Annotated in this window: 18 protein-coding genes; 7 read left to right on the forward strand and 11 right to left on the reverse strand. The window is 69.1% G+C overall.

The annotated features are described in order from the left end of the window. The first annotated feature begins 2 nt into the window (after positions 1-2). Positions 3-1,160 (forward strand): M20 family metallopeptidase, encoded by a 1,158-nt coding sequence (locus STHE_RS11115; RefSeq protein ID WP_012872680.1) that lies wholly within the window; start codon positions 3-5, stop codon positions 1,158-1,160. Positions 1,161-1,271: 111 nt separating this feature from the next. Here STHE_RS11115 and STHE_RS11120 read toward each other — a convergent pair whose 3' ends face one another. The 7 genes from STHE_RS11120 to STHE_RS11150 all read right to left on the reverse strand — a co-directional run bounded on the left by STHE_RS11120 (position 1,272) and on the right by STHE_RS11150 (position 9,678). Next, the gene (locus STHE_RS11120; protein ID WP_012872681.1) at positions 1,272-2,123 is read right to left on the reverse strand and encodes an MBL fold metallo-hydrolase; all 852 of its coding nucleotides are present in this window, start codon (positions 2,121-2,123) and stop codon (positions 1,272-1,274) included. A 115-nt stretch (positions 2,124-2,238) separates the two neighbouring features. Next, positions 2,239-4,368 carry a penicillin-binding protein 2 gene (mrdA, locus tag STHE_RS11125; RefSeq protein WP_012872682.1) on the reverse strand — a complete coding sequence of 710 codons (2,130 nt, stop codon included), beginning with the start codon at positions 4,366-4,368 and terminating at the stop codon, positions 2,239-2,241. A gap of 520 nt (positions 4,369-4,888) precedes the next feature. Further along, complete coding sequence (locus STHE_RS11130; RefSeq protein WP_012870543.1) at positions 4,889-5,812, reverse strand: IS982 family transposase; 924 nt, start codon at positions 5,810-5,812, stop codon at positions 4,889-4,891. Positions 5,813-6,363: 551 nt separating this feature from the next. After that, the gene (locus tag STHE_RS11135; RefSeq protein ID WP_012872683.1) at positions 6,364-7,338 is read right to left on the reverse strand and encodes a ribose-phosphate diphosphokinase; all 975 of its coding nucleotides are present in this window, start codon (positions 7,336-7,338) and stop codon (positions 6,364-6,366) included. Continuing rightward, a complete protein-coding gene (gene rnc / locus STHE_RS11140; RefSeq protein WP_012872684.1) occupies positions 7,322-8,101 on the reverse strand; it encodes a ribonuclease III in 780 nt (259 codons plus the stop codon). The genes STHE_RS11135 and rnc overlap by 17 nt, the downstream gene beginning before the upstream one ends. A gap of 2 nt (positions 8,102-8,103) precedes the next feature. Beyond that, positions 8,104-8,538 (reverse strand): hypothetical protein, encoded by a 435-nt coding sequence (locus STHE_RS11145; protein ID WP_012872685.1) that lies wholly within the window; start codon positions 8,536-8,538, stop codon positions 8,104-8,106. 396 nt (positions 8,539-8,934) lie between these two features. Next, a complete protein-coding gene (locus STHE_RS11150) occupies positions 8,935-9,678 on the reverse strand; it encodes a PIG-L deacetylase family protein (protein WP_012872686.1) in 744 nt (247 codons plus the stop codon). Between the two features lie 181 nt (positions 9,679-9,859). Here STHE_RS11150 and STHE_RS11155 point away from each other — a divergent pair, with 181 nt between their 5' ends. The 3 genes from STHE_RS11155 to STHE_RS11165 all read left to right on the forward strand — a co-directional run bounded on the left by STHE_RS11155 (position 9,860) and on the right by STHE_RS11165 (position 13,101). Beyond that, positions 9,860-10,978, forward strand: a complete 1,119-nt coding sequence (locus tag STHE_RS11155; RefSeq protein WP_012872687.1) for an NAD(P)/FAD-dependent oxidoreductase — start codon at positions 9,860-9,862, stop codon at positions 10,976-10,978. A 205-nt stretch (positions 10,979-11,183) separates the two neighbouring features. Then, positions 11,184-11,957 carry an HD domain-containing protein gene (locus tag STHE_RS11160; RefSeq protein ID WP_012872688.1) on the forward strand — a complete coding sequence of 258 codons (774 nt, stop codon included), beginning with the start codon at positions 11,184-11,186 and terminating at the stop codon, positions 11,955-11,957. A 1-nt stretch (position 11,958) separates the two neighbouring features. Beyond that, the gene (locus STHE_RS11165) at positions 11,959-13,101 is read left to right on the forward strand and encodes an FtsW/RodA/SpoVE family cell cycle protein (protein ID WP_012872689.1); all 1,143 of its coding nucleotides are present in this window, start codon (positions 11,959-11,961) and stop codon (positions 13,099-13,101) included. A 139-nt stretch (positions 13,102-13,240) separates the two neighbouring features. Here the strand turns inward: STHE_RS11165 and STHE_RS11170 are convergent, their stop codons facing one another. Further along, on the reverse strand, positions 13,241-13,483 hold the full coding sequence (locus STHE_RS11170) for a helix-turn-helix domain-containing protein (RefSeq protein WP_012872690.1): 243 nt from the start codon (positions 13,481-13,483) through the stop codon (positions 13,241-13,243). A gap of 337 nt (positions 13,484-13,820) precedes the next feature. On the opposite strand from STHE_RS11170, the gene STHE_RS11175 reads away from it, so the two are divergent. Together STHE_RS11175 and STHE_RS11180 are read left to right on the forward strand one after the other, a co-directional pair. Then, positions 13,821-14,321: a hypothetical protein gene (locus STHE_RS11175; RefSeq protein WP_041399056.1), complete on the forward strand. Its 501-nt coding sequence runs from the start codon at positions 13,821-13,823 to the stop codon at positions 14,319-14,321. After that, positions 14,290-14,925: an alpha/beta fold hydrolase gene (locus tag STHE_RS11180; protein ID WP_052295304.1), complete on the forward strand. Its 636-nt coding sequence runs from the start codon at positions 14,290-14,292 to the stop codon at positions 14,923-14,925. The genes STHE_RS11175 and STHE_RS11180 overlap by 32 nt, the downstream gene beginning before the upstream one ends. Positions 14,926-15,078: 153 nt before the next feature. On the opposite strand, the gene pdxS is transcribed toward STHE_RS11180, so the two are convergent. Both pdxS and pdxR read right to left on the reverse strand, forming a co-directional pair. Next, positions 15,079-15,963, reverse strand: a complete 885-nt coding sequence (gene pdxS, locus STHE_RS11185; RefSeq protein ID WP_012872691.1) for a pyridoxal 5'-phosphate synthase lyase subunit PdxS — start codon at positions 15,961-15,963, stop codon at positions 15,079-15,081. A gap of 129 nt (positions 15,964-16,092) precedes the next feature. Continuing rightward, on the reverse strand, positions 16,093-17,607 hold the full coding sequence (gene pdxR, locus STHE_RS11190; protein ID WP_012872692.1) for a MocR-like pyridoxine biosynthesis transcription factor PdxR: 1,515 nt from the start codon (positions 17,605-17,607) through the stop codon (positions 16,093-16,095). A gap of 185 nt (positions 17,608-17,792) precedes the next feature. Between pdxR and STHE_RS11195 the strand changes: the two genes are divergently transcribed. Next, entirely contained in the window at positions 17,793-19,343 is a 1,551-nt protein-coding gene (locus STHE_RS11195; RefSeq protein WP_012872693.1) for a PucR family transcriptional regulator, read from the forward strand. A gap of 156 nt (positions 19,344-19,499) precedes the next feature. Here STHE_RS11195 and STHE_RS11200 read toward each other — a convergent pair whose 3' ends face one another. Then, positions 19,500-19,889: a hypothetical protein gene (locus STHE_RS11200; protein ID WP_012872694.1), complete on the reverse strand. Its 390-nt coding sequence runs from the start codon at positions 19,887-19,889 to the stop codon at positions 19,500-19,502. Positions 19,890-20,025 lie beyond the last annotated feature (136 nt).

Consider the following 20,025-nt stretch of genomic DNA (forward strand, 5'->3'; position numbering starts at 1 on the left):
GCATGAGTGCGGTGGATGTCGTCGAGCTGTTGGCGCAGCTCGTCGCGATTGAGAGCGTCAACCCGGCCTACCCCGGGCCGGCCAGCGGTGAGGCCGCGATCGCCGGCTTCGTGGCCGACTTCTGCCGCGCAGCCGGTGCTGAGGTGCGCACCCGGGAGATCCTGCCGGGCCGTCCGAACGTCGTCGCGACGCTGCGCTCCGGCCGCCCCGGCCCGGCGCTGGTCTTCGAGGCGCACCTGGACACGGTCGGGATCCTGGACATGGGTGAGGCGGCGCTGCGCCCCCGCATCGAGGGCGACCGCCTCTACGGCCGCGGCGCCTGCGACGTCAAGGGCGGCCTGGCAGCGATGCTGGCCGCGCTCGCGAAGCTCGCGCCCCGGCGGGACGAGCTGCCGCAGGACCTCGTGCTGGCCGCCGTCATGGACGAGGAGGCCACCTTCCAGGGCGTCCGCGGGTTCCTGGACGAGGGACTCCCGATTGCAGCCGCCGTCGTGGCCGAGCCGACCGAGCTGCGCGTCGTCATCGCTCACAAGGGGTGCGTCCGCTGGCGCATCCGCACGGTCGGCCGCGCCGCGCATAGTGCGCGCCCGGACGAGGGGCTGAACGCGATCGACCAGATGGCGGAGGTGGTCCGTGCCCTGCGCAGAGAACTGCAACCCCGCCTGGCAATGCGCAGCCACCCGCTGCTCGGCCGACCGACGCTCAGCGTCGGAACCATCGCGGGCGGTACGGGCGTCAACGTGGTTCCGGCCGAGTGCGTGATCGAGGTGGACCGGCGACTGATCCCAGGGGAAACCGGAGCGAGCGCCCTGGCCGAGGTCGACGCGGTGCTGGCCGACCTCCGGCGCGCAGAGCCGTGGATCACCGTCGAGCGCGAGGAGCCCTGGATCGTCGACGGATGCCTCGACACCTCGCCGGACGCGCCCATCGTGCGCGCGGCGCTCGCGGCTTGCCGACAGGCAGGCTACCCCGGGGAGCCGACCGGCGTGCCCTACGGCACCGACGCGAGCAAGTTCGCCGCGCGGGGGATCCCGAGCATCGTGCTCGGCCCCGGGAGTATCGCCCATGCCCATTCGGCGCACGAGTTCATCCCGCTCCCCGAACTGCGCCACGCCGTGGAGATCTACGCACAGATCGCCCTGAGCCCGCTGGGGTCGTGAGACCGGGACCGCACGGTCTCGGTCGGTGTCGCTGGGGCGAGCCACCCGGTGGGGATCGCACCACGCTCCCGGCACGTGGCGATGTCAGCTTCCCAATCTCACGGGGAAGACCTAGACCGTCTCGTTCGCGGCGGGGGACTGGATGTGCTCGATATAGCGCTCGGCCGAGCGGCGTACCGCCGCCTTGGCGTCGGCCAGCACGTGGCGTCCGAAGGCGCCGTAGAGCCGCACGAAGGGGTACGGCTCAACCGCAGCCACGATCCGCCGCACCGTCTCCGGGTCGAGCGGGATCTGGTTCGGGTAGCTGTACATGAAGGTTACCCACCGGTTGTCCGGTACCACCTGGATCGTGTCGCCGCTGAAGAGCAGTCCCTGCCCCTCGGCGCCGTCCGCCCAGTGGAGCACGCTCGCCCCGGGGAAGTGCCCCCCGCAGCGGATGACGGTCACGCCGGGCACCAGCTCCACCGTGTCCTCGGAGAAGAAGCGCACCGCCGGGTCCGGTCGCATCACCCAGCGGCGGTTAGTCTCGTGCAGGTAGATCGGCACGCCGCCGAGCATCCGGGACCACTCGACCATCGTCGCATAGTAGTGCGCATGGGAGATGGCGATGGCCTCAACCCCGCCGCGGCGCTGGATTTCGGCCACCGTCGTCTCGTCGACGTAGGTCAGCGTCTCCCAGAGGACGTTGCCGCCGGGGGTTTCGATCAGGAAGGCCTGCTGGCCGATGGCGAACTTCGGCTCGGTGATGATCCCGGTGACGCCGGGCTCGATCGGGTCGAAGCGGTTGTGGTAGTGCCCGCGCATGGCGGCCAGCGTCGTCCACTGCTGGCCCTGGGGGCCGATGTACTGCCGGTCGTCCTCGCAGATGGGGCAGGCGGCCGGCGGCTGGGCACTCGCCGGGTACTGCGTACCGCAGGTGACGCAGATGTACTCCTGGGAACCGGGTGCGTCAGTGGTCGTCATGGTGGTCCCTCCGCGGTGTGTTGCGTGTTACGTGTTGCGTATTGCGTGGGCTACCCCTCACCCCCGACCCCTCTCCCACAACGGGAGAGGGGAGACGGACGGAGTACGCAACACGCTACGGGTTCGCCTCGTAGAACGCGTTGATCACCTCGCGGGTCACGGGGGCGGAGACGATCGCGCCTTCGCCGCCATACTCGATCATGGTGACGGCGGCCAGCCGGGCGCCGTCGACCGGGCTGAAGGCTGCGAACCAGGCGTGCGTGGCACGCCCCTCCTGGCCGTGCTCGGCGGTACCGGTCTTTGCCGCCACCGGGTGCGTCTCGCCCTGGAAGGCGCTGTAGGCCGTACCGGCGGGCGTGGTGACCACGTCCACGAGCGCGGCGCGGATCCCGGCGATCTGCTCCTGGGAGATGGGCAGCTTGCCGATCTCTTTCGGCTCGTGGGTATAGACCTTCGTGCCGTCGAGCGCCACGACCTCCTGCACCAGGTAGGGCTGCCAGAGCGTGCCGCCATTAGCCAGCGCGGCGTAGGCGTTGGCCACCTGGAGCGGGGTGGCCAGGAAGTAACCCTGGCCAATGGCGAAGTTCACCGCGTCGCCACGCGCCCAGCCGTCCCGGACCGCTGCCAGCTTCCAGGCCGGGTCGGGCACGATCCCGGCGACCTCCGGCAACTCTTCCAGCCCGGTCGGGTTGCCGAAGCCGAATGCCCGCGCGGTCTCAGCCAGGAGGTTGGGATCCTTTTCATCGAGCTGGACCCCGACCTGGTAGAAGAAGGTGTTGCACGAGCGCACCAGCGCGCGGTGGAGCGTCATCGGACCCTGATCGACCCCGGTCCAGTCGCGCCAGACATTGGACGAGCCCGGAAGAGAGAACGCCGCCGGACAGTCGAGCGTGCTCTGCATGTTCATGCCGAGGTGGATCATACCCGCCGCGGCGGTGACCACCTTGAAGGTCGAGCCAGACGGGTAGGCAAACGTGGTCGCCCGGTTCTGCAGCGGTCGCGCCTCCTCGTCGTTGAACCGCGCCCAGTCTTCGTCCGAGAGACCCAGGATGAACTTGTTGGGATCGAAGCTCGGATTGCTGACCATCGCCAGGATGGCGCCGGTGTTCGGGTCGATGACGACGACGCTCCCGGTGTTGTCTCCCAGCGCGCGCTCGGCGGCGAGCTGTACGTCGAGGTCGATCGTCGTGACGATGTCGGCGGCAGGCTCGCTCTGCACCTCGGCGATCACCCGCCGCTCGCCGCCGTCCGGCCCGACGATGACGAGCCGCCCGCCGCGTTTGCCGGCCAGGTACTGCTCGCCCCAGGCTTCGATCCCGGCGCGACCGATGACGTCCCCAGCCGAGTAGCCCCGGGCGCTCAACTCCGGCAACTCATCGGCGGTGATCTCCGTCAGGTAGCCGACGACGTGCGCGGCCGCCTCTCCGGCGGGGTAGACGCGCTCGGGCCACTTCTGCACCACGACGCCCGGGATGCCGGCCAACTGCTCCAGCAGGCCCGGGTCCATCGGGTCGGGATAGCTCTTGATCGGCATGAACCAATCGGGCTGACCGTGCTCGTACCGGCTCTTGATCTCGTCCTCAGGCATGCCGAGCGCCTGGCTCAGTGCCTGGAGCAGCGCGGCCTCGTCCTGAATCTGCCCCGGGACCACGCCGACCTTGTTGATCTGACCGAGGTGCGCCAGCGGCCGACCCTTGCGGTCGAGGATGCGGCCGCGCTGCGGGATGTCGGGCTGCCAGCGCACGAATCCGTCGCCGAGCTCGGCAAAGATGACCGACGGAGTCCAGTCGACCCGGAAGCCATCCTCCTCCTCGACGATGGGGATGACGTTGTCTTCTTCCAGCGTCCCGACCTTGGCCGATTCCCGCTTGACGTGCATAGGCTGTTCGAGGGCATCGCGGTCGGCGTCCAGGAGCGTCGCCTCGATCGCCGTCTGGCCGATCTCCTGAGCGATTCCCTCGTAGCGGGCGATGAAGTCCTCCCGGCTGATGGTGTGCTTGGCGGGTGCAGAGAGCAACTCGTACATCCCGGCGTAGTCACCCGCGTTCCAAAGGCGGGTGAAGGCCGCGGCGACGTCACGCGGGGTCCGCAGCGCCTCGACGCTCCCGGGGCTGGGCGAGGCGACGGGCGAAGCGTCAGGAAGCGAGGTATTGCCCAGCAGGCGCCCACCCAGACGGTCGGCCAGCAGGAACAGGCCGAGCACGATGACGACCAGCCCCAGGACACTCATCACCAGCTTCGGCACGACGCTCCCGCGACGGGGTGCCGGGCGGGAGTAGGGAGACCGGTATCTGGGCACAGACTGGACCTTCCCTGCTCAAGCGGTGTGACATGCGCTGCGCGCCAGGTGAGCGGTGCGGCGGCCGGCTCCGTCCCCAGGAGGATCGACCGGATCGGCGCACCAGCGGTGCCCGGAACTCTGCCACTGGCGATGACTCACCGTCAAGGTTAAGGCGGGGAAACGGTGCGTACGTTCTTGGGATTGGTCGACGTGGACGGGTGTTCGTGGTCGGCACGTGTCCGGGGCGGGTGGTGCAAGGATCCCCGCGCCGTGGCATGTGCCCGGGGCTGAAGCCGCCGGGCTCACAATGAAAGCCGGCTGAAGCCGGCTGGGACGGGGCATGGCTCACGGTCCGGCATTGTGCCTCACCGCGCGGCGCGTGCCCGGGGTACCCGAGGGTAATGGAGTCTGACGAAGAAAATGGATGTCCGCGCTCGGCACGTGCCCGGGGCTAAAACGCTTGGTGTGAGTTAGGGCGCCGTGGCTACCAGGTGATCAGGTTCGCCACGGCCAGCAGCGGCCGCCCCTGCTGCCGATTCAGCCAGCAACAGAGGTTGTGCAGCGCCACCTTGGCCGCCAGTCGCGCCTGGAAGCCCGCCAGGGTGTGCGGGCGCTCCCGCTCGAGGCCGAAGGTGTGCAGCAGTCGTCCAACGACCGTCTCCACGATCTGGCGATGGCGGGCCACCCAGCGGCGGACCGCCTTGGGCCAGCGCCGCCGACTGCCCCGCTGCGGGGTGGCCACCAGCGTCACGCCATAGGTGGCCGCCAGGTGCGCCTTGTAGTCCTCGCCGGCAAAGCCACTGTCGGCCAGATAGGTCGCCACCGGCGTGCCGACACTGGGCAGGCGGGGATCGGGGTGGGCCCGACAGGCAATCAGGGTCTCGGCGAGGGACCGCTCATTGGTGCTGGCCGGGGCCACGCCCCAGCCGGTGATCGCCCCCTCCAGGCTGACGGCGGTCAGCACGCGGAAGCCGGCAAACCAGCCCAGGCGCAAGCTGAAGCCGATGTTGGCCTCGCCGGCCAGCCAGCCCCGCCCGCGGCGCTTGGCGTTGCGCACCGGAGCCGGCGCCACATCGAGCACATCCACCGCCACTGGCCCCCGGCCAAGTTGGTCTGCCAGGTAGAGGGCGAACTGGGCCAGGGCGACCTGATGCCGCCGCAGCAGCCGGTTGTATTGGCTGCGGTGGGGCAGGGTCGGGAAGTAGGGGCGCAGGTGGCGCTCGGCGTAGCGGTAGAAGTCCTGCTCACTGGAGAACCTCATCCACTGCCCGAAGATGGCCAGGGTCAAGACCTCGCTGCGGCTCAGGGCCGGCGCGGGGCCGGGGCGGTGGGGCTCCGGGGGCAGGTGGGTCTGGCAGAAGGTGTCGACCAGGACATAGACTGTAATCAGGAAGGTGTCCACATCCATCGGGTGCTCCTTTCGTGGGAGACGGATACGAGCTATCTCCCGTATGGAAGTGGGCACCTTCCTGTGTCAAGAGGGCACAGCATGCCCCGGCTAACTCACACCAAGCGTTAAAGCCGCCGGGCTGAATTCGGGTAAGCCCACCGAAGGGGCTGCGATGGCCACACCCCGGCGGAGCCGATCCGGCACCCCGCCGGGCGCTGCGTCCCCAGCCCCTTCAGTGGGCTTCACTTCCTAGCCCGGCGGCTTTAGCCCCGGGCACATGCCGGGCGGCGGGATCCAAATACGGGGATGTGAGTGCTGCCTCACCGCAGCCGACTACAGCGGGCTTTTCCTTGTCAGCCCGGCTGACGTTAACACCGGGCCCATGCCACCGCCCGGGGATCCGCACGCCGCCGATCGCCGGGGGCCCATCCCACCGCGCGGCACGCATCGCGTTACCACCCGACGTCCCGACGACGGTACGACACCGTCCCTGGTGCGGCATCATGCCGCGCCATACCAAAGCGGCGGCTCGGGCCGCCGCACTCCAAAGCCGTCGTTCGACTGATGCGCTAGCGGATCGGCCTGCTGCCAACGCCGCGGTAGACCGGGCTGACGCTGGCGCCGGTGTGAATGCGCTGGATCGTCTCACCCAGCAGCGGGGCGACCGAGAGCACCGTGATCTTGTCGAGCCGCTTCTCCGGGGGGATCGGGATGGTGTTGCTCACCACCACCTCCCGGATCGGGCTGAGCGCCAGCCGCTCGATGGCCGGGCCACTCAGGACCGGATGGGTGCAGGCGGCGTAGACCTCGACCGCACCGTTCTCGATGCAGACCTGAGCGGCCTGGGTGATCGAGCCGGCCGTGTCGATCTCGTCGTCGACCAGCACCGCCTGGCACCCTTCGACCGAGCCGATCAGGTTCAGCACCTCGGTCTTGTCGACGTTCCCGACCCGGCGCTTCTCGATAATGGCCAGACTCGCGTCCAGTTCCTCGGCGAAGTTGCGCGCCCGCTTGGTGTTCCCCAGGTCCGGCGAGACGACGACCGGCCGCTCCAGGCGCTTCTCCTGGAAATAGCGGGCGATGATCGGCATAGCGGTCATCTCGTCGACGGGGATGTTGAAGAAGCCCTGGATCTGCCCGGCGTGCAGGTCGACGGTCAGGACGCGGTCGGCCCCGGCGACGGTGATCAGGTCGGCGATGAGGCGCGCCGTGATCGGCACACGCGGCTGGTCCTTCTTGTCGGTGCGGCCGTAGCCGAAGTAGGGGATAACCGCGGTGATACGCCCGGCCGAGGCCCGCTTGAGCGTGTCGATGATGATCAGCAGCTCCATGATGCTGTCGTTGACCGGGCTGCTGAAGGACTGGACGACGAAGACGTCGTTCTCACGCACGCTCTCGCAGATGCGGACGAAGATGTTCTCGTTGCTGAACCGGAACACCTCGATCCGGCCGGGCGGGATATCGATGTAGTTGCAGATCTCCCGGGTGAGTTCCGGGTTGGAGTTGCCGCCGAAGATGGTCAACTGATCATAGCGGCCGGTCATGGTCCTCGGTTATCCCTTCCGCGGCCAGCCGCGCCAGCGCGCTCTGTGCCGCCTCTTGCTGGGCAGCGCGCTTGCTGCTCCCGGTCCCCACGCCAAGGCACTCACCACCGACGACCACCTCGACGGTGAAGACCCGGTCGTGCGCGGGGCCAGACACCGCCACCGTGCGATACATCGGGGTTACCCGCATGTGCTCCTGCACGAGCTCCTGGAGCCGTCCCTTGTAGTTGGTCTCCTGCCCCTCGGTGATGATCTGCTCCGCGTCCTCGATCAGGAGCTGGCGCAAGAAGCGCCGGGTAGCGCGGATACCCCGGTCCAGATAAATCGCGGCAATCACCGCTTCGAATGCCCCGGCCAGGATCCGGTCGCGGATCTCCCCATCGGCGGTTATCTCCCCGCGGCCGAGATAGAGCAACTCGTCCAACCCGAAACGTCGTGCCCAGCGCGCCAGCGTCTCGGTGCGGACCAAGGCGGTGCGGTAGGCTGTGAGCATCCCCTCCGGGAGCCGTGGGAAGCGCCGGTAGAGGAACTCCGCAGTGATCATGCCGAGAACCGAGTCGCCCAGGAACTCCAGGCGCTCGTTAGAGTCGCGCACCGCTTCGATCTGGGAGATGCCGAGTTCGTTGAGGTAGGAGCGATGAGTTAACGCCAGCCGAAGCAGGTCGAGATCGCGGAACTCGATGCCCAGCCGCTGCGCCGCGCGCTCCGGGCGGTCGTCCGGCTTCGGATCGCGCTGGCTCTCCATCGTCGGTGCCGACGCCATGCTCACGCCCCCGCCCGGTTGATGACGGCGTCCAGGTCCACATTCGCCCGGCGGGCGACGGCGGCCACCTGATCCCAATCGATGGCAATGGTGTAGATGTAATGCATCGGCTCCGTCTCGCGAGTGGACGAAGTCGCCATGCCCGGACCGACGAGGAAGTGGACCAGCGCATCGGCGATCAGGTTGTCCTGCGGGTCGCGGTCGTCGAGGGAGATGGCATCGCCGCCGGCACGTCGCGCGGCGTCAGCGCGCCGCAACCCCTCCCGGAAGGGCGCCGCCAGCATCTCCGCACGATGCTCCTCTTCGCGTAGCGCACGCCGCCGACCCGCGACGATATCGTCGACCGCCGAGGCCTCCCGCTCGACCTCTTTGATCTCCTCGCGCGCCGTGTAGTTATGCACGATGTACTTGAGTAGTCGGTCGATATCGCCCGGCACGCCGGCTCCTCCGCGGCACCCCGCTGCCGCCTGACGTCATTATAGGAAACGCGCCCCACCGCGCCAACGCGACTGATGCGCCGGGGGTGGCGGATCACCCGGGTGCGGGCTCGTCCTCCCGGAAGAACAGAACGGCATCCGCCTGCTGCACCCCCGCGTCGCCCCTGCCGCACGCGGTTTGCCACGGAAAATCATCATGCGTCACACGTCATGCGTCATACGTCGCGGGTGGTGCGGAGTAGGTGGTGTCTGGGACTTTGGAGTGCGGCGGCTTGAGCCCCAGGCACGTACTACGGCGCGGGAACCGTCGCACCACCCGGCACCGGGCAGGGTCGTGGTCAGGCGAGGGGGTGAATGCGAGACGGGGGTGGCGAGCCACCCCCGTGTGGTGCCGCGTCACCAGTTGATGATGCGGTGGAACTCCTCGGCGTAGGCCATGCCGTGCCGCGCACCGCGGTCGGCCGCCCAGGTGCGAACCATGCGCTCGATCTGGTCAAAGTGGTCGCCCAACTGGCTCTGGTGCGCCCGGAGCGCCGCGATCTTCAGGTCGATCGTCTCGGTGATGTCGACGGCGTAGTTGAGCACCGGCGCGCCGATGACGTAGATCTCGGAGACCTTGTGCGGCTGCAACCCCTCGGCCAGCAACTCCGGGAAGTCCCAGGGGTTCTGCGGTGCGGGGTAGACGGCGGCCATGACCGCCTGGCCGGCGGCCAGATGGTCCGGATGGTGCCGGCGGACGTTGTACACCGGCTCCCAGACCCGGTCGGGCGAGGGGCTGATAACGCGCTCCGGCCGGTACTTGCGGATGAGCCGGACGATGTCCCGGCGCAGCTCCAGGGTCGGCTCCAACTGGCCGTCGGGGTAATCGAGGAAGATGACATCGGCGAGGCCCAGGATCTCGCCGGCCGCCCGCTGCTCCGCCTTGCGCGTCTCCGAGATGCGGCGCCGTGCCTCCGGGCTGACATCGGTCGCGTCGTCCGGCCCTCCGGCGCCGCCATCGGTGATGATGACGTAGTAGACATCCCAGCCCTCGCGTACCCAGCGGGCGACCGTTCCGGCCGTGCCGAACTCGGCGTCGTCCGGGTGCGCCACGAAGACCATCGCGACCTTGCGCTCCACCTGCTCCTGTGCCTGCTCCATCCCTGCTCCGTCTATGCTAGAACCGTCGACGCTACCTGCCGCGCTCTCGCGAGCCGCCTGACAGGATACCCCCCAACACGCCGGCAGGTCGAGACGGGGCGCTGCCCGCTTGCGGGCCGCCGGGAATCGCCGTACGCTGCCGACACGGTTCGGCGCGCGGTCACGGGATGGGAGGGGCCAGATGAGCCAGTTGCCAGCGGTGGAGGTGGTGGTCGTCGGGGGCGGCGTGATCGGCTGTGCCTCGGCGTACGAACTCCGCAAGGCCGGGCTGTCGGTCGCGATTGTCGAGGCCCGCGAGGTCGCCTCGGCTGCGTCCGGGGCAAGCGCAGGCGGCGTGCGCCAGCAGGGGCGCGACCCGCGAGAACTGGCCATCGCCATGCGCGCCATCGCCCGCTGGCCGAGCCTGGAGGAGGAACTGGGCGCCGACCTCCACTACCGCCAGGACGGTCACCTGACGCTCGTCTGGCGGGAGGAGGATTTGCCAGCCCTGGAAGCGCGCGTGCGCGACGAGCAGGCGCGCGGCCTGGGCATCCGGATCGTTGGGCGGGATGAGCTGGACGACCTCGCCCCCGGGCTGGGGCCGGACATCATCGCCGGTGCCTGGTGCCCCACCGACGGCCACGCGATGCCGATCCTGGTCACCAAGGCGTTCTGCGCCGCCGCGCAGCGGCTCGGTGCCACGCTCTACGAGTGGACCGCCGTGACCGGGTTCCGGCTGGAGGGCGCCCGCGTGGTGGGCGTCCACACCACCCGCGGTGACATCCCCTGCCGGTTTGTCCTGATCGCGGCCGGGGCCTGGAGCCGAGACCTGGCACGGATGGTCGGCGTGGAACTGCCGATCGAGCCGCACGCCCTGCAGATGATGGTAACGAACCCGATGCCGCCGCGGCTCAAGCCGGTGGTGACCTGCGTCGGGCGGCGGCTGAGCCTGAAGCAGCTCCGCAGCGGCGCCTACCTCCTCGGCGGCGGCTGGCCCGGCAGCGTCGACTGGGAGGGGCGCTTCGGCCGAAACCGGGTCGCGAGCATGGCCGGCAGCGCCGTCGATGCCAGCGCTGTCTACCCCCTGCTGCGCCGGACGCGGGTCGTCCGCGCCTGGACGGGACTGGAGGCGATCGCTGCCGACGAGGTGCCGATCCTCGGCCCGGTGCCCGGGATCGAGGGTATGGTGCTTGCCTGCGGCTTCTCCGGGCACGGATTCGCCCTGTCACCCTGCATCGGCGAGTTGATGGCCGAGCTGATCGCAACCGGCCGGACCTCACTGCCCCTCGATGCCTTGAGCCTGGACCGCTTCGCGGCGTGACCGAGGCTGTTGCGTAGTGCGTACTGCGTGTTCCGTGTTGCGAACGCCGCAGAGAGCTCGGCGCCAGGAATACCCATCCGTATCCAAGTTGCAGCTAAGGGGACAGCGGGAGAACACGCAATACGCAGTACGCACTACGCCGCCCCGCCTCCCCTCGACCGCCTGCCTATAATTGGGACGGGTCGCAGTGATTGAGGAGCATTTCATGGTTAAGAACCCACGCGCACCCGTCGCTCAGATCGTGGAGGGGATGGAGGATACACGCCCGCAGCAGCCGGAGGCCGCGGCTCAGCCCAGCGATAAGACGCTGCCGGTCAAGGTCGATGAGCTGGCGCGCGATCCGGAGGTGCAGGCGTACATCGAGGCGGCCAACGCCAACCTTGGCGTCATCGGCTTCACCGAGCACGGCACCCGGCACGCGAATCTCGTCTCGCGGATCGCCCGCAATGTGCTGCGGCGGCTCGACTACGACCCGCACCTGCAAGAACTGGCGGCGATCGCCGGCTATCTCCACGACATGGGCAACGCGATCAGCCGCTACGACCACGCCCTGACGGGCGCGCTGCTGGCCCGCGAGATCCTGCTGCGCTACGAGGTCGCGCCCGCCGACATCGCCCTGGTCATGGGCGCCATCGGCAGCCATGGCGACGACTCCCAGCGGCTTGGCGAGGCGGTCCACCCGGTGTCGGCGGCGCTGATCCTGGCGGATAAGTCGGACGTGCACCGGAGCCGCGTCCGCGCCAGCGACCCGAGCCAGTTCGACGCGCACGACCGGGTCAACTGGGCGGTCGAGTCGTCCTTCCTGCGGGTCGATCCTGAGGAAAAGGCGATCACGCTGGAGCTGACGATCGACACCAGCATCAGCCAGGTGATGGACTACTTCGAGATCTTCCTGCCACGCATGATCATGTGCCGGCGGGCCGCCGAACTGCTCGGCTGCCAGTTCCACATCCAGATCAACGGCGTGGAGTTGCTCTGAGATGGGGACGCTGATCACCAGTCTCCACGCGCGTGGGCGGACGACCAACTGGGGCGCGTTCGACATCTATCTGGTCGTCACCACGCTCGTCCTGATCGGCTTCGGCCTGGTCACGATCTGGAGCGCCGACGGAGCGCAGCCCCTGACCCTGGGGAACCCGGCGGTCCGGCAGTTCATCTACGCGGTGATCGGCCTCGCGATGATGATGGGGGCCGCCGCACTCGACTATCGGTACGTCAAGACGTTCTCCTGGGTGCTCTATCTGGGCACGCTGGTCATCCTGGCCGCGGTCCTGGTGGTCGGCACGACCAGCGGCGGCGCGACCCGCTGGTTCCAGTTCGGCCCGGTTACCGTGCAGCCCTCGGAGATCGCCAAGCTGACGGTCATCATCAGCCTGGCATCGTTCGTCGCCGACCGGGGCGACGAGATGCGCCGGCTGCACAACTTCATCCTCTCGGGCATCCTGGTCGGCATCCCGGCCGGGCTGGTCTACCTGCAGCCGGACCTCGGCACGACGGGGGTCTTTGCCTTCGCCTGGCTGGTGATGATGTTGGTGAGCCGCACGCGCCTGCTCTACCTGTTCGGGGTGCTGCTGGCTGCCATCCCGGGGGCCTGGGTCACCTGGAACTACATCATGCACGACTATATGCGCGAGCGGCTGCTGATCTCCTACCACCCGGAGCGCGATCCCCTCGGGGACGGCTACAACATCCTCCAGGCACGGGTGGCGATCGGCAGCAGTGGCGCGATCGGCCACGGGCTGCAGGGCAGCATGCAGAGCCAGCTCGACCTGCTGCGCGTGCGCCTGACCGACTTCATCTTCGCCCACGCCATGGGGATGTTCGGCTTCATCGGAGCGCTGGCCCTCTTACTGACCTTCGCCATCCTGCTCTGGCGCATGATGCAGATCGGCATCAACGCGCGCGACAGCTTCAGTCAGCTGACGGCCTTCGGCATCACCGGGATCGTCTTCTTCCAGATGTTCGTGAATATCGGGATGAACGTGGGGTTGATGCCGGTCACCGGAATCCCGCTCCCCTTCGTCAGCGTGGGAGGCAGTTCTCTCTGGACGCTCCTGGCCGCGGTCGGCCTTCTCCAGAGCATCCTCATCCACCAGCAACGACTGGGGTTCCAGCGGGAGTGACGGGGAAACCCATGCGTCATGCGTGATGCGTCATGCGTCACTCGTGTCGCGTAGTGCGTACTGCATCCTGCTCCCCTCTCACCTGGTGGGCTCCGTCCGAGAGGGGCCGGGGATGAGGGGGACGCATGACGCATGACGTCTAGTACATCGCCATTTCCGCGTCGACGCCGGGCAGCCCCGTCGGCAGCGTCTCGCCGTTCTGCCGCAGGAAGGCAACGAGGGCCTCGGGCCGAATACGCCACTCACCCGGCTTCGTATCGGGCTCGCCGATCAGCTCCCCCACCCGGAGCCAGTAGCGGATCGCGTCCGGGTGGAACTGCAGGACGTCGGCCACCTCACCGACCGTGTAGACCCGCTCGCCGTGCTGTCCGACCCGTGCCATGTATCTCCGCCTCCGCCTTGTCCCTACACTCTGTACGTACACCAATAATAGCAGAGGACGGGCGGACAGGATAGGGGGATCATGGTCCTAACCCAGGACGCGGTTGGGGATCACCCCTCACCCCCAAGCCCCCTCTCGGACGGAGCCCACAAGGGGAGAGGGGTATTCGGTCCTGAGCGCGCCGATAGAGGCGACGAGTACCTCCCGGCTACGCAATTGCGAGCAGTGTCCGCGCACTAGAGCGTAAGGAGACGATCGTCAGCCCAGAGACTGACATTACTGCCGAACGACGCAGCCTGACTGGCCCGGGCGCTGCGCTGGAAGGAGTCTCGGCCGCATGGACGAGACCCTGCTGCAGACCAAGTTTTCGATCCCGCTCACGCGCTCCGACCCCGCGTCGGGATTGGTTCCGCGCCCGCTCCTGATCGCGCGCCTGAACGAGGGGCTGGCCGGCCCACTGACCCTCGTCTCGGCCCCGGCCGGATTCGGCAAGACCACCCTGGTGAGCTCCTGGCTGCGGCAGGTGGACCTCCCGGCCGCGTGGCTGTCGCTCGATGAACACGACCGTGATGTCGCCCGTTTCCTGAGCTACGTGGTCGCCGCGCTGCAGACGATCCGGCCGGACGTGGGAACCGGCGTGCTGGCCCTCCTGCACGCAACGCCTCAGCCGCGCACGGACACACTCCTCACGCTGCTGATCAACGACCTGGCGGCCATCCCAGAGGGCCTCATTCTGGTCCTCGACGACTGCCACACGGTCGCAGCACCGGACATCGATCAGGCCCTGTCCTTTTTCCGTCTACGCGATGGATCGGCGAGGGCGTGGGCAGAGCGGTGACACCTTGCCCTACGTGGCAGAGCATGAGTTTGAGGATGTCGCCGCTCTGGTCGACTCGATCCCCGGGACCGTGCGTGTGCTCAGGCACTCATACGGCGCGCTATGCTCCCTGGAAGCCACCCTCCTGACACCGCGGATCCACAAACTGATCCTGAACGAGCCGCCGATGTACACCACGACCGACATCTCCTACCCGGAAGACTCGCTCGACCGGTACGACGCCCTCCTCCGCGCGGGCGATGCCGAGCGCGCACTGCTCATGCTCTACGAGGTCGGCCAGACGCCGGCCGACGAAGTGCACATGCTGCAGTCTCAGCCCAACTGGCAGGCGCGGGTCGCTGCGGCACACACGATCCCGCGCGAGGTCCTGGCCGTCAGGGACTACGCCGCTGACCCCGCCCGCTTCAGGTCGATGAGCACGCCGATCCTCTTCTTGCTCGGGGGCGAGACGCTCCCGATCTACACAGCCGCGACGCAGGCATTGCACCGATGGCTGCCACACAGCCAGATCGTGGTGCTGCCCGGGCAACCACACGATGCCGTGGTCACCGCACCGGATCTCGTGTCCCGCGAGGTGCTCCACTACTTCTTGGACGCCGCGTAGCAGGCGCCACGCCCCTGCGTGTTGTGTGTTCCGTGATGCGTGATCCGTGTTTCGTGTTCCGTGTCGGAGGGACACTGGCTACCGTGCGCCAACAAGCTAAACGGAACACGGAACACGCAACACGGAACTCGCCGTCGTGCGGACCGATGGATCTCACACTCCCCGCCCGGCGAGCAACTGCTCCTCCGGGATTTCGCGCAGGTCCAGGCCGCGCATGGGCTCGCCCAGCCCGCGGCTGACCTCGACCAGCACCTGCGGGTCGCGGTAGTGGGCCGTCGCCTCGACGATCGCCCGGGCACGCCGCTCCGGGTTCTCCGACTTGAAGATGCCGGAACCCACGAAGACCCCTTCGGCGCCGAGCTGCATTACCAGCGCGGCGTCAGCCGGTGTTGCTACGCCCCCGGCGCAGAGGAGAGGCACCGGCAGCCGCCCCGTCTTGTGGACCTGGAGCACCAGGTCGTAGGGCGCCCCGAGGTCCCGCGCCGCGGTCATCAACTCCTCTACTGGAAGAGCCTGGAGCCGCCGGATGTCGTCGGTGATGTCGCGCAGGTGCCGCACCGCCTCGACGATGTTGCCCGTCCCGGCTTCCCCCTTGCTCCGGATCATTGCTGCGCCCTCGCCGATCCGGCGCAGCGCCTCGCCCAGGTTGCGCGCACCGCAGACAAAGGGGGTCGTGAAGGCGTGCTTGTCGATGTGGAAGCGATCGTCGGCCGGGGTCAGCACCTCGCTCTCGTCGATGAAGTCGATGCCGAGCGCTTCCAGGATCTGCGCCTCCGCGGTGTGACCGATGCGGGCCTTGGCCATCACCGGAATGCTGACCGCCTCCTTGATCGCCAGGATCAAGTCCGGGTCACTCATGCGGGCCACCCCGCCCTCGCGCCGGATATCGGCCGGGACACGCTCCAGCGCCATGACGGCCCGGGCGCCCGCCTCCTCGGCGATGCGCGCCTGCTCCGGCGTCACAACATCCATGATCACGCCGCCGACGAACGCCCGCGCCGCTTCGACTTTCGCGTGCCAGCCTGCTCGGTCGACCATCCCGGGTGCTCCTTTCTCATGCGTGATGCGTCATCCGTCCCCCTCACCCCCAGCCCCTCTCCCCTGGTGGGAGAGGGGGGAGATACGGAATACGCAGTACCGGTGACGTATGACGCATCACGCATCACGTCACACAATCGGCGTCGCGCGGGCGGCGTCGCGGCGCTCGGCGCCGGTGCTGCGACTGCCGCGCAGGGCGGCGATCGCCTCCCCCAGCCGCGCGATCGCCAGGTCGATCTCCTCTTCCCGGGGCAGGGTGAAGTTGAGCCGCAGCGTGTTCTCGCCCTCGCCGTCGGGATGGAAGCTGCTCCCCGGCGCGATCGCCACACCGCGCCGGGCCGCCTCCGGCAGCAGGTCGCGCGCCCGCAGCCCGTCGGCTAGCCGGCCCCAGACGTAGAGCCCGCCGTCCGGGCGCTCACAGGTCAGCATCCCGGCACAGTGGCGCTCGATGGCAGCCAGCATGGCGTCGCGCCGCCGCGGGTAGGCCTGCCGCAGCCGCTCGACGTGCTCCGCCAGCAGTCCACGGTCGAGGAACGCCCACACCGCCCACTGCGCCAGCGGGTTGGTATCGAGGTCCACGATCTGCTTCATCAGCGCCAGCCGTTCGATCAGCGGGCGCGGCCCAGCGATCCAGCCGATGCGGAAGCCGGGGAAGAGCACCTTCGACAGCGTACTCAGGTAGATCACCGAGCCGTGGGAGTCGAGCGCGCGGAGCGGTGGGATCGGCCGCCCGTCGTAGCGCAGCGCACCGTAGGGATCGTCCTCCACCACCGGCACCTGCTCGCGCGCAGCCAGCGCTAGCAGCCGGTGGCGCCGCTCCAGGCTCATCGTCGCCCCGGTCGGGTTCTGGAAGGTCGGGAGGGTGTAGATCAGCTTCGGCCGCCGCCGCGCGATCAGGTCCTCCAGCAGCCCGACCCGCATGCCGTCCGCGTCCACCGGGATGGGCAGCAGCCGCGCTCCAGCGGCCCGGAAGACCTGGATGGCCCCGAGGTAGGTGGGCGACTCGACCGCGACGAGGTCGCCCGGCTCCAGCAGCGCCCGCGCCAGCAGATAGAGCCCCTGCTGCGACCCGGCCACGACCAGCACCTGGTCGGGCTCTGGCGGCGGGCCGTTGCCGGCCATCCAATCCGCCAGCGCCGCCCGCAGCGGCGGGTAGCCCTCGGTCGGGCAGTGCTGGAGCAACTCCTGCCCCGCCGTGTGGAGCGCCTCGTCGAGCAGCGCCCGGATGGCGTCGATCGGGTACAACTCCGGCGACGGGATGCCGGTCGCGAGCGAGATGACATCGGCGCGGGCTGAGACGAGCATGGTGTCCCGCAGCAGCGGGTCGTTCATCACGTCGGTCGCTTCGGTGAAGAGCTGCCCCCAGGGGATGCCCCGCGGCTCGCCGGTCCCTGCCCCGTCGCCGGCTGCCCCGGCGACGATCGTGCCCCGCCCCACGTGGCCGACGATCAGCCCCTCCGCCGCCAGCTCCCGATAGGCGTTGACCACCGTCGTCCGGTTCACCCCCAGCATGGCCGCCAGCCGCCGCTCGGGCGGCAGGCGCGTGCCGGGCGGAAGCTCGCCGGAGCGGATCTGGTCGCGGATCTGGCGGCTGATCTGGAGGTAGAGCGGGAGCTCACGCGAGCGGTCCAATTCGACGATCATCCCACCCTCCAATTGGATGCGTCCAATCTACCGTAACACGGCCAATTGGGCCGGAAAACAGCCATTTGGTGGGTTGATCGTACCAGCCAATCGCAGCGTAGGCCATTGGGACAGAGCCGTCCACGCGGTATACTTGTCGGATGACAGGGAGTTCCATCCGTGTCGCGGACGAGACGGTTCCGGGGATGAAGCCGATAGCGGACATCACGCTGCGCGATCTCTGCCGGTGGGACCGGCGACTCGGCTTCGTCCCGCCGACCGGGATGAACCGCGAGCAGGCCCTGGAGCGCGCAGTCTCCTGGGCCGTTTCGGTTCGCACCACCCCGCCGCTGCTGCCACCACTGCGGGGCGACGAGCTGGTGGTCCTCTCCCCGCGGGTGCTGGCGCAGATCGAGGCGGACGAGGCGCTGAGCTGGGAAGATCTCAGCGCCGAACTGGCCCGCAACCGGGTGGCCGCGGTGCTGAGCGAGCCGGCCTTCGCCGAGGAGCCGCACCCCGTTCTGCCGATCCTGACCCTCCCGGCCCCCTTCCCCCACGACGCCGAGGGAATGCTCAACCGCCTGATCACCGAGCGGCGGGCCGAGCTCTACCGGCTCGGCAACGAACTCTCCCGGCGCCTCTCGCAGGCGGCGATGGACCCGCGCGGGGTGGAGGCGCTGCTCGGCATCGCGGCTGAGCTGGCCGGACGCCCGCTCGTGCTCCAGGACCGGGAGGGCAACGTCGTCGGCTGGGGCGGCGGCACGATTGTCCCGCCCGCCACCGCCGCGGAGCTGGCCGCCGCCAACGGGGCGACCAGCCCCCTCCTCTGCCCCGGCCCGGACGGCACCGAGCGGCTGATCCTCCCCCTGGCAGCCGGAGCGCCCAGCGGCTACCTCTCGCTGGTCGGGCCGGCCGGCACCTTGAACGAGAGCGATCGACTGGTGCTGGCCCAGACAGCGGCCACCTGCTCGATCCTGCTCGGTCAGGGGCGCACCGCCGGGCTCGGCGGAGGGCGCCAGCGACTGGTGGCAGACCTCCTCCTCGGCCGCCTGGCCTCCGACGCCGCGGCGCTGGCCCGCGCTCAGATGCTCGGCATCGACACCACCGCGCCGGTGATCGTCGGCCTGATCGACGCGCCGGATCGCCCGGCCGCGGCCCGGCACCTCGTAGCCCAGGCGCTCGGCCCGGCCGTGGGCGACAACCTGGCGCCGGTGCCGGGCGGCATCGGCTTCCTCGTGCAGGGCAGCGACCCGTCCCGCGCCGCGAGCGCCCTGCGCCCCACGCTGCGGCGGGAAGGCGGGAATGGCATCGCCGTCGCCCTCAGCCGTCCGGTCCCGACCATCCTCCAGGCCCCAGAGGGCCTGCGCGAGGCGCGCTTCACCCTCGGGCTGCAGCGCGCGGGCGCGGTCACGCTCCCGGTCGCCCGCGCCGGGTCGGTGGACGACCTGGGGCTGTTCAGCCTGCTCTACCCGCTCTGGGGCAACCCGGCCGTGGCCGCGTTCCGCGACGCCGTACTCGGCCCACTGGAGGACTACGACCGCCGCCGGCACAGCGGGTTGATCGAGACGCTGGAGGTGTACCTGTCACATGGCGGCGCGCTCGCCGAGGCCGCCGAGCACCTGGGGATCCATCGCAACACCCTCTCCTACCGCCTACAGCGCATCGCCGAGCTGACCCGCCGCGACCTCGGCAACCCCCGCGACCGCCTCCTGCTCCAGGTCGCCCTCCTGACGCGCCACCTGCCGGAGGAGGGGTGATGCGTGATGCGTCATACGTCATGCGTCAAACGTCTCCCTCACCCCCAGCCCCTCTCGGACGGAGCCCACCAGGGGAGAGGGGAGGATTACGCAATACGCAGTACGCAATACGAGTGACGGATGACGGATGACGCATGACGCATGACGCATCACGCATCACAACTCATCACTCCGCAGCCGCAGGATGACCCGTTCCAGCGACACGGTCTGCACCGCGTCGAGCGAGATCTCTCGCCGGCCGACGAGTCCACCGAACTTCCCCACCCGGATCGCACCGCGGCCGATCGGCTTCGCCGACGCCTGGCCGATGGCGTAGCGGGCACGCGCCGACTGGTTGGCCGGGCCGCGGTTGCCGAGCGGCTGGGTCGGCATCGGCCCCAGCAACTCCCCGCTAACCGCGCTCGACTGCAACACGTCCGGGGAGAGTTCGGGCTCGCCGTCCGGCGCCGCAGGTCCGGGGATCACCTCCAGCACGGTGCCCAGATAGACGTTGTCCCGTGTGTAGACATCCATCGCCCGGCGGATATCCCGCACAGTGAAGCCCATCACCCACCTCCCACGCCCTGCGCCCTGCATCCTGCGTCGCTCTTGTTCGTCCATCATACATAGCGGCATGGGCTGAGCGATCATCGCATCGCGCCCGCCGACGCTGTGCATCCCGGACGCGGGGCTGCGATAGCCA

This window comes from Sphaerobacter thermophilus DSM 20745 (assembly GCF_000024985.1).
Classification (GTDB): domain Bacteria; phylum Chloroflexota; class Chloroflexia; order Thermomicrobiales; family Thermomicrobiaceae; genus Sphaerobacter; species Sphaerobacter thermophilus.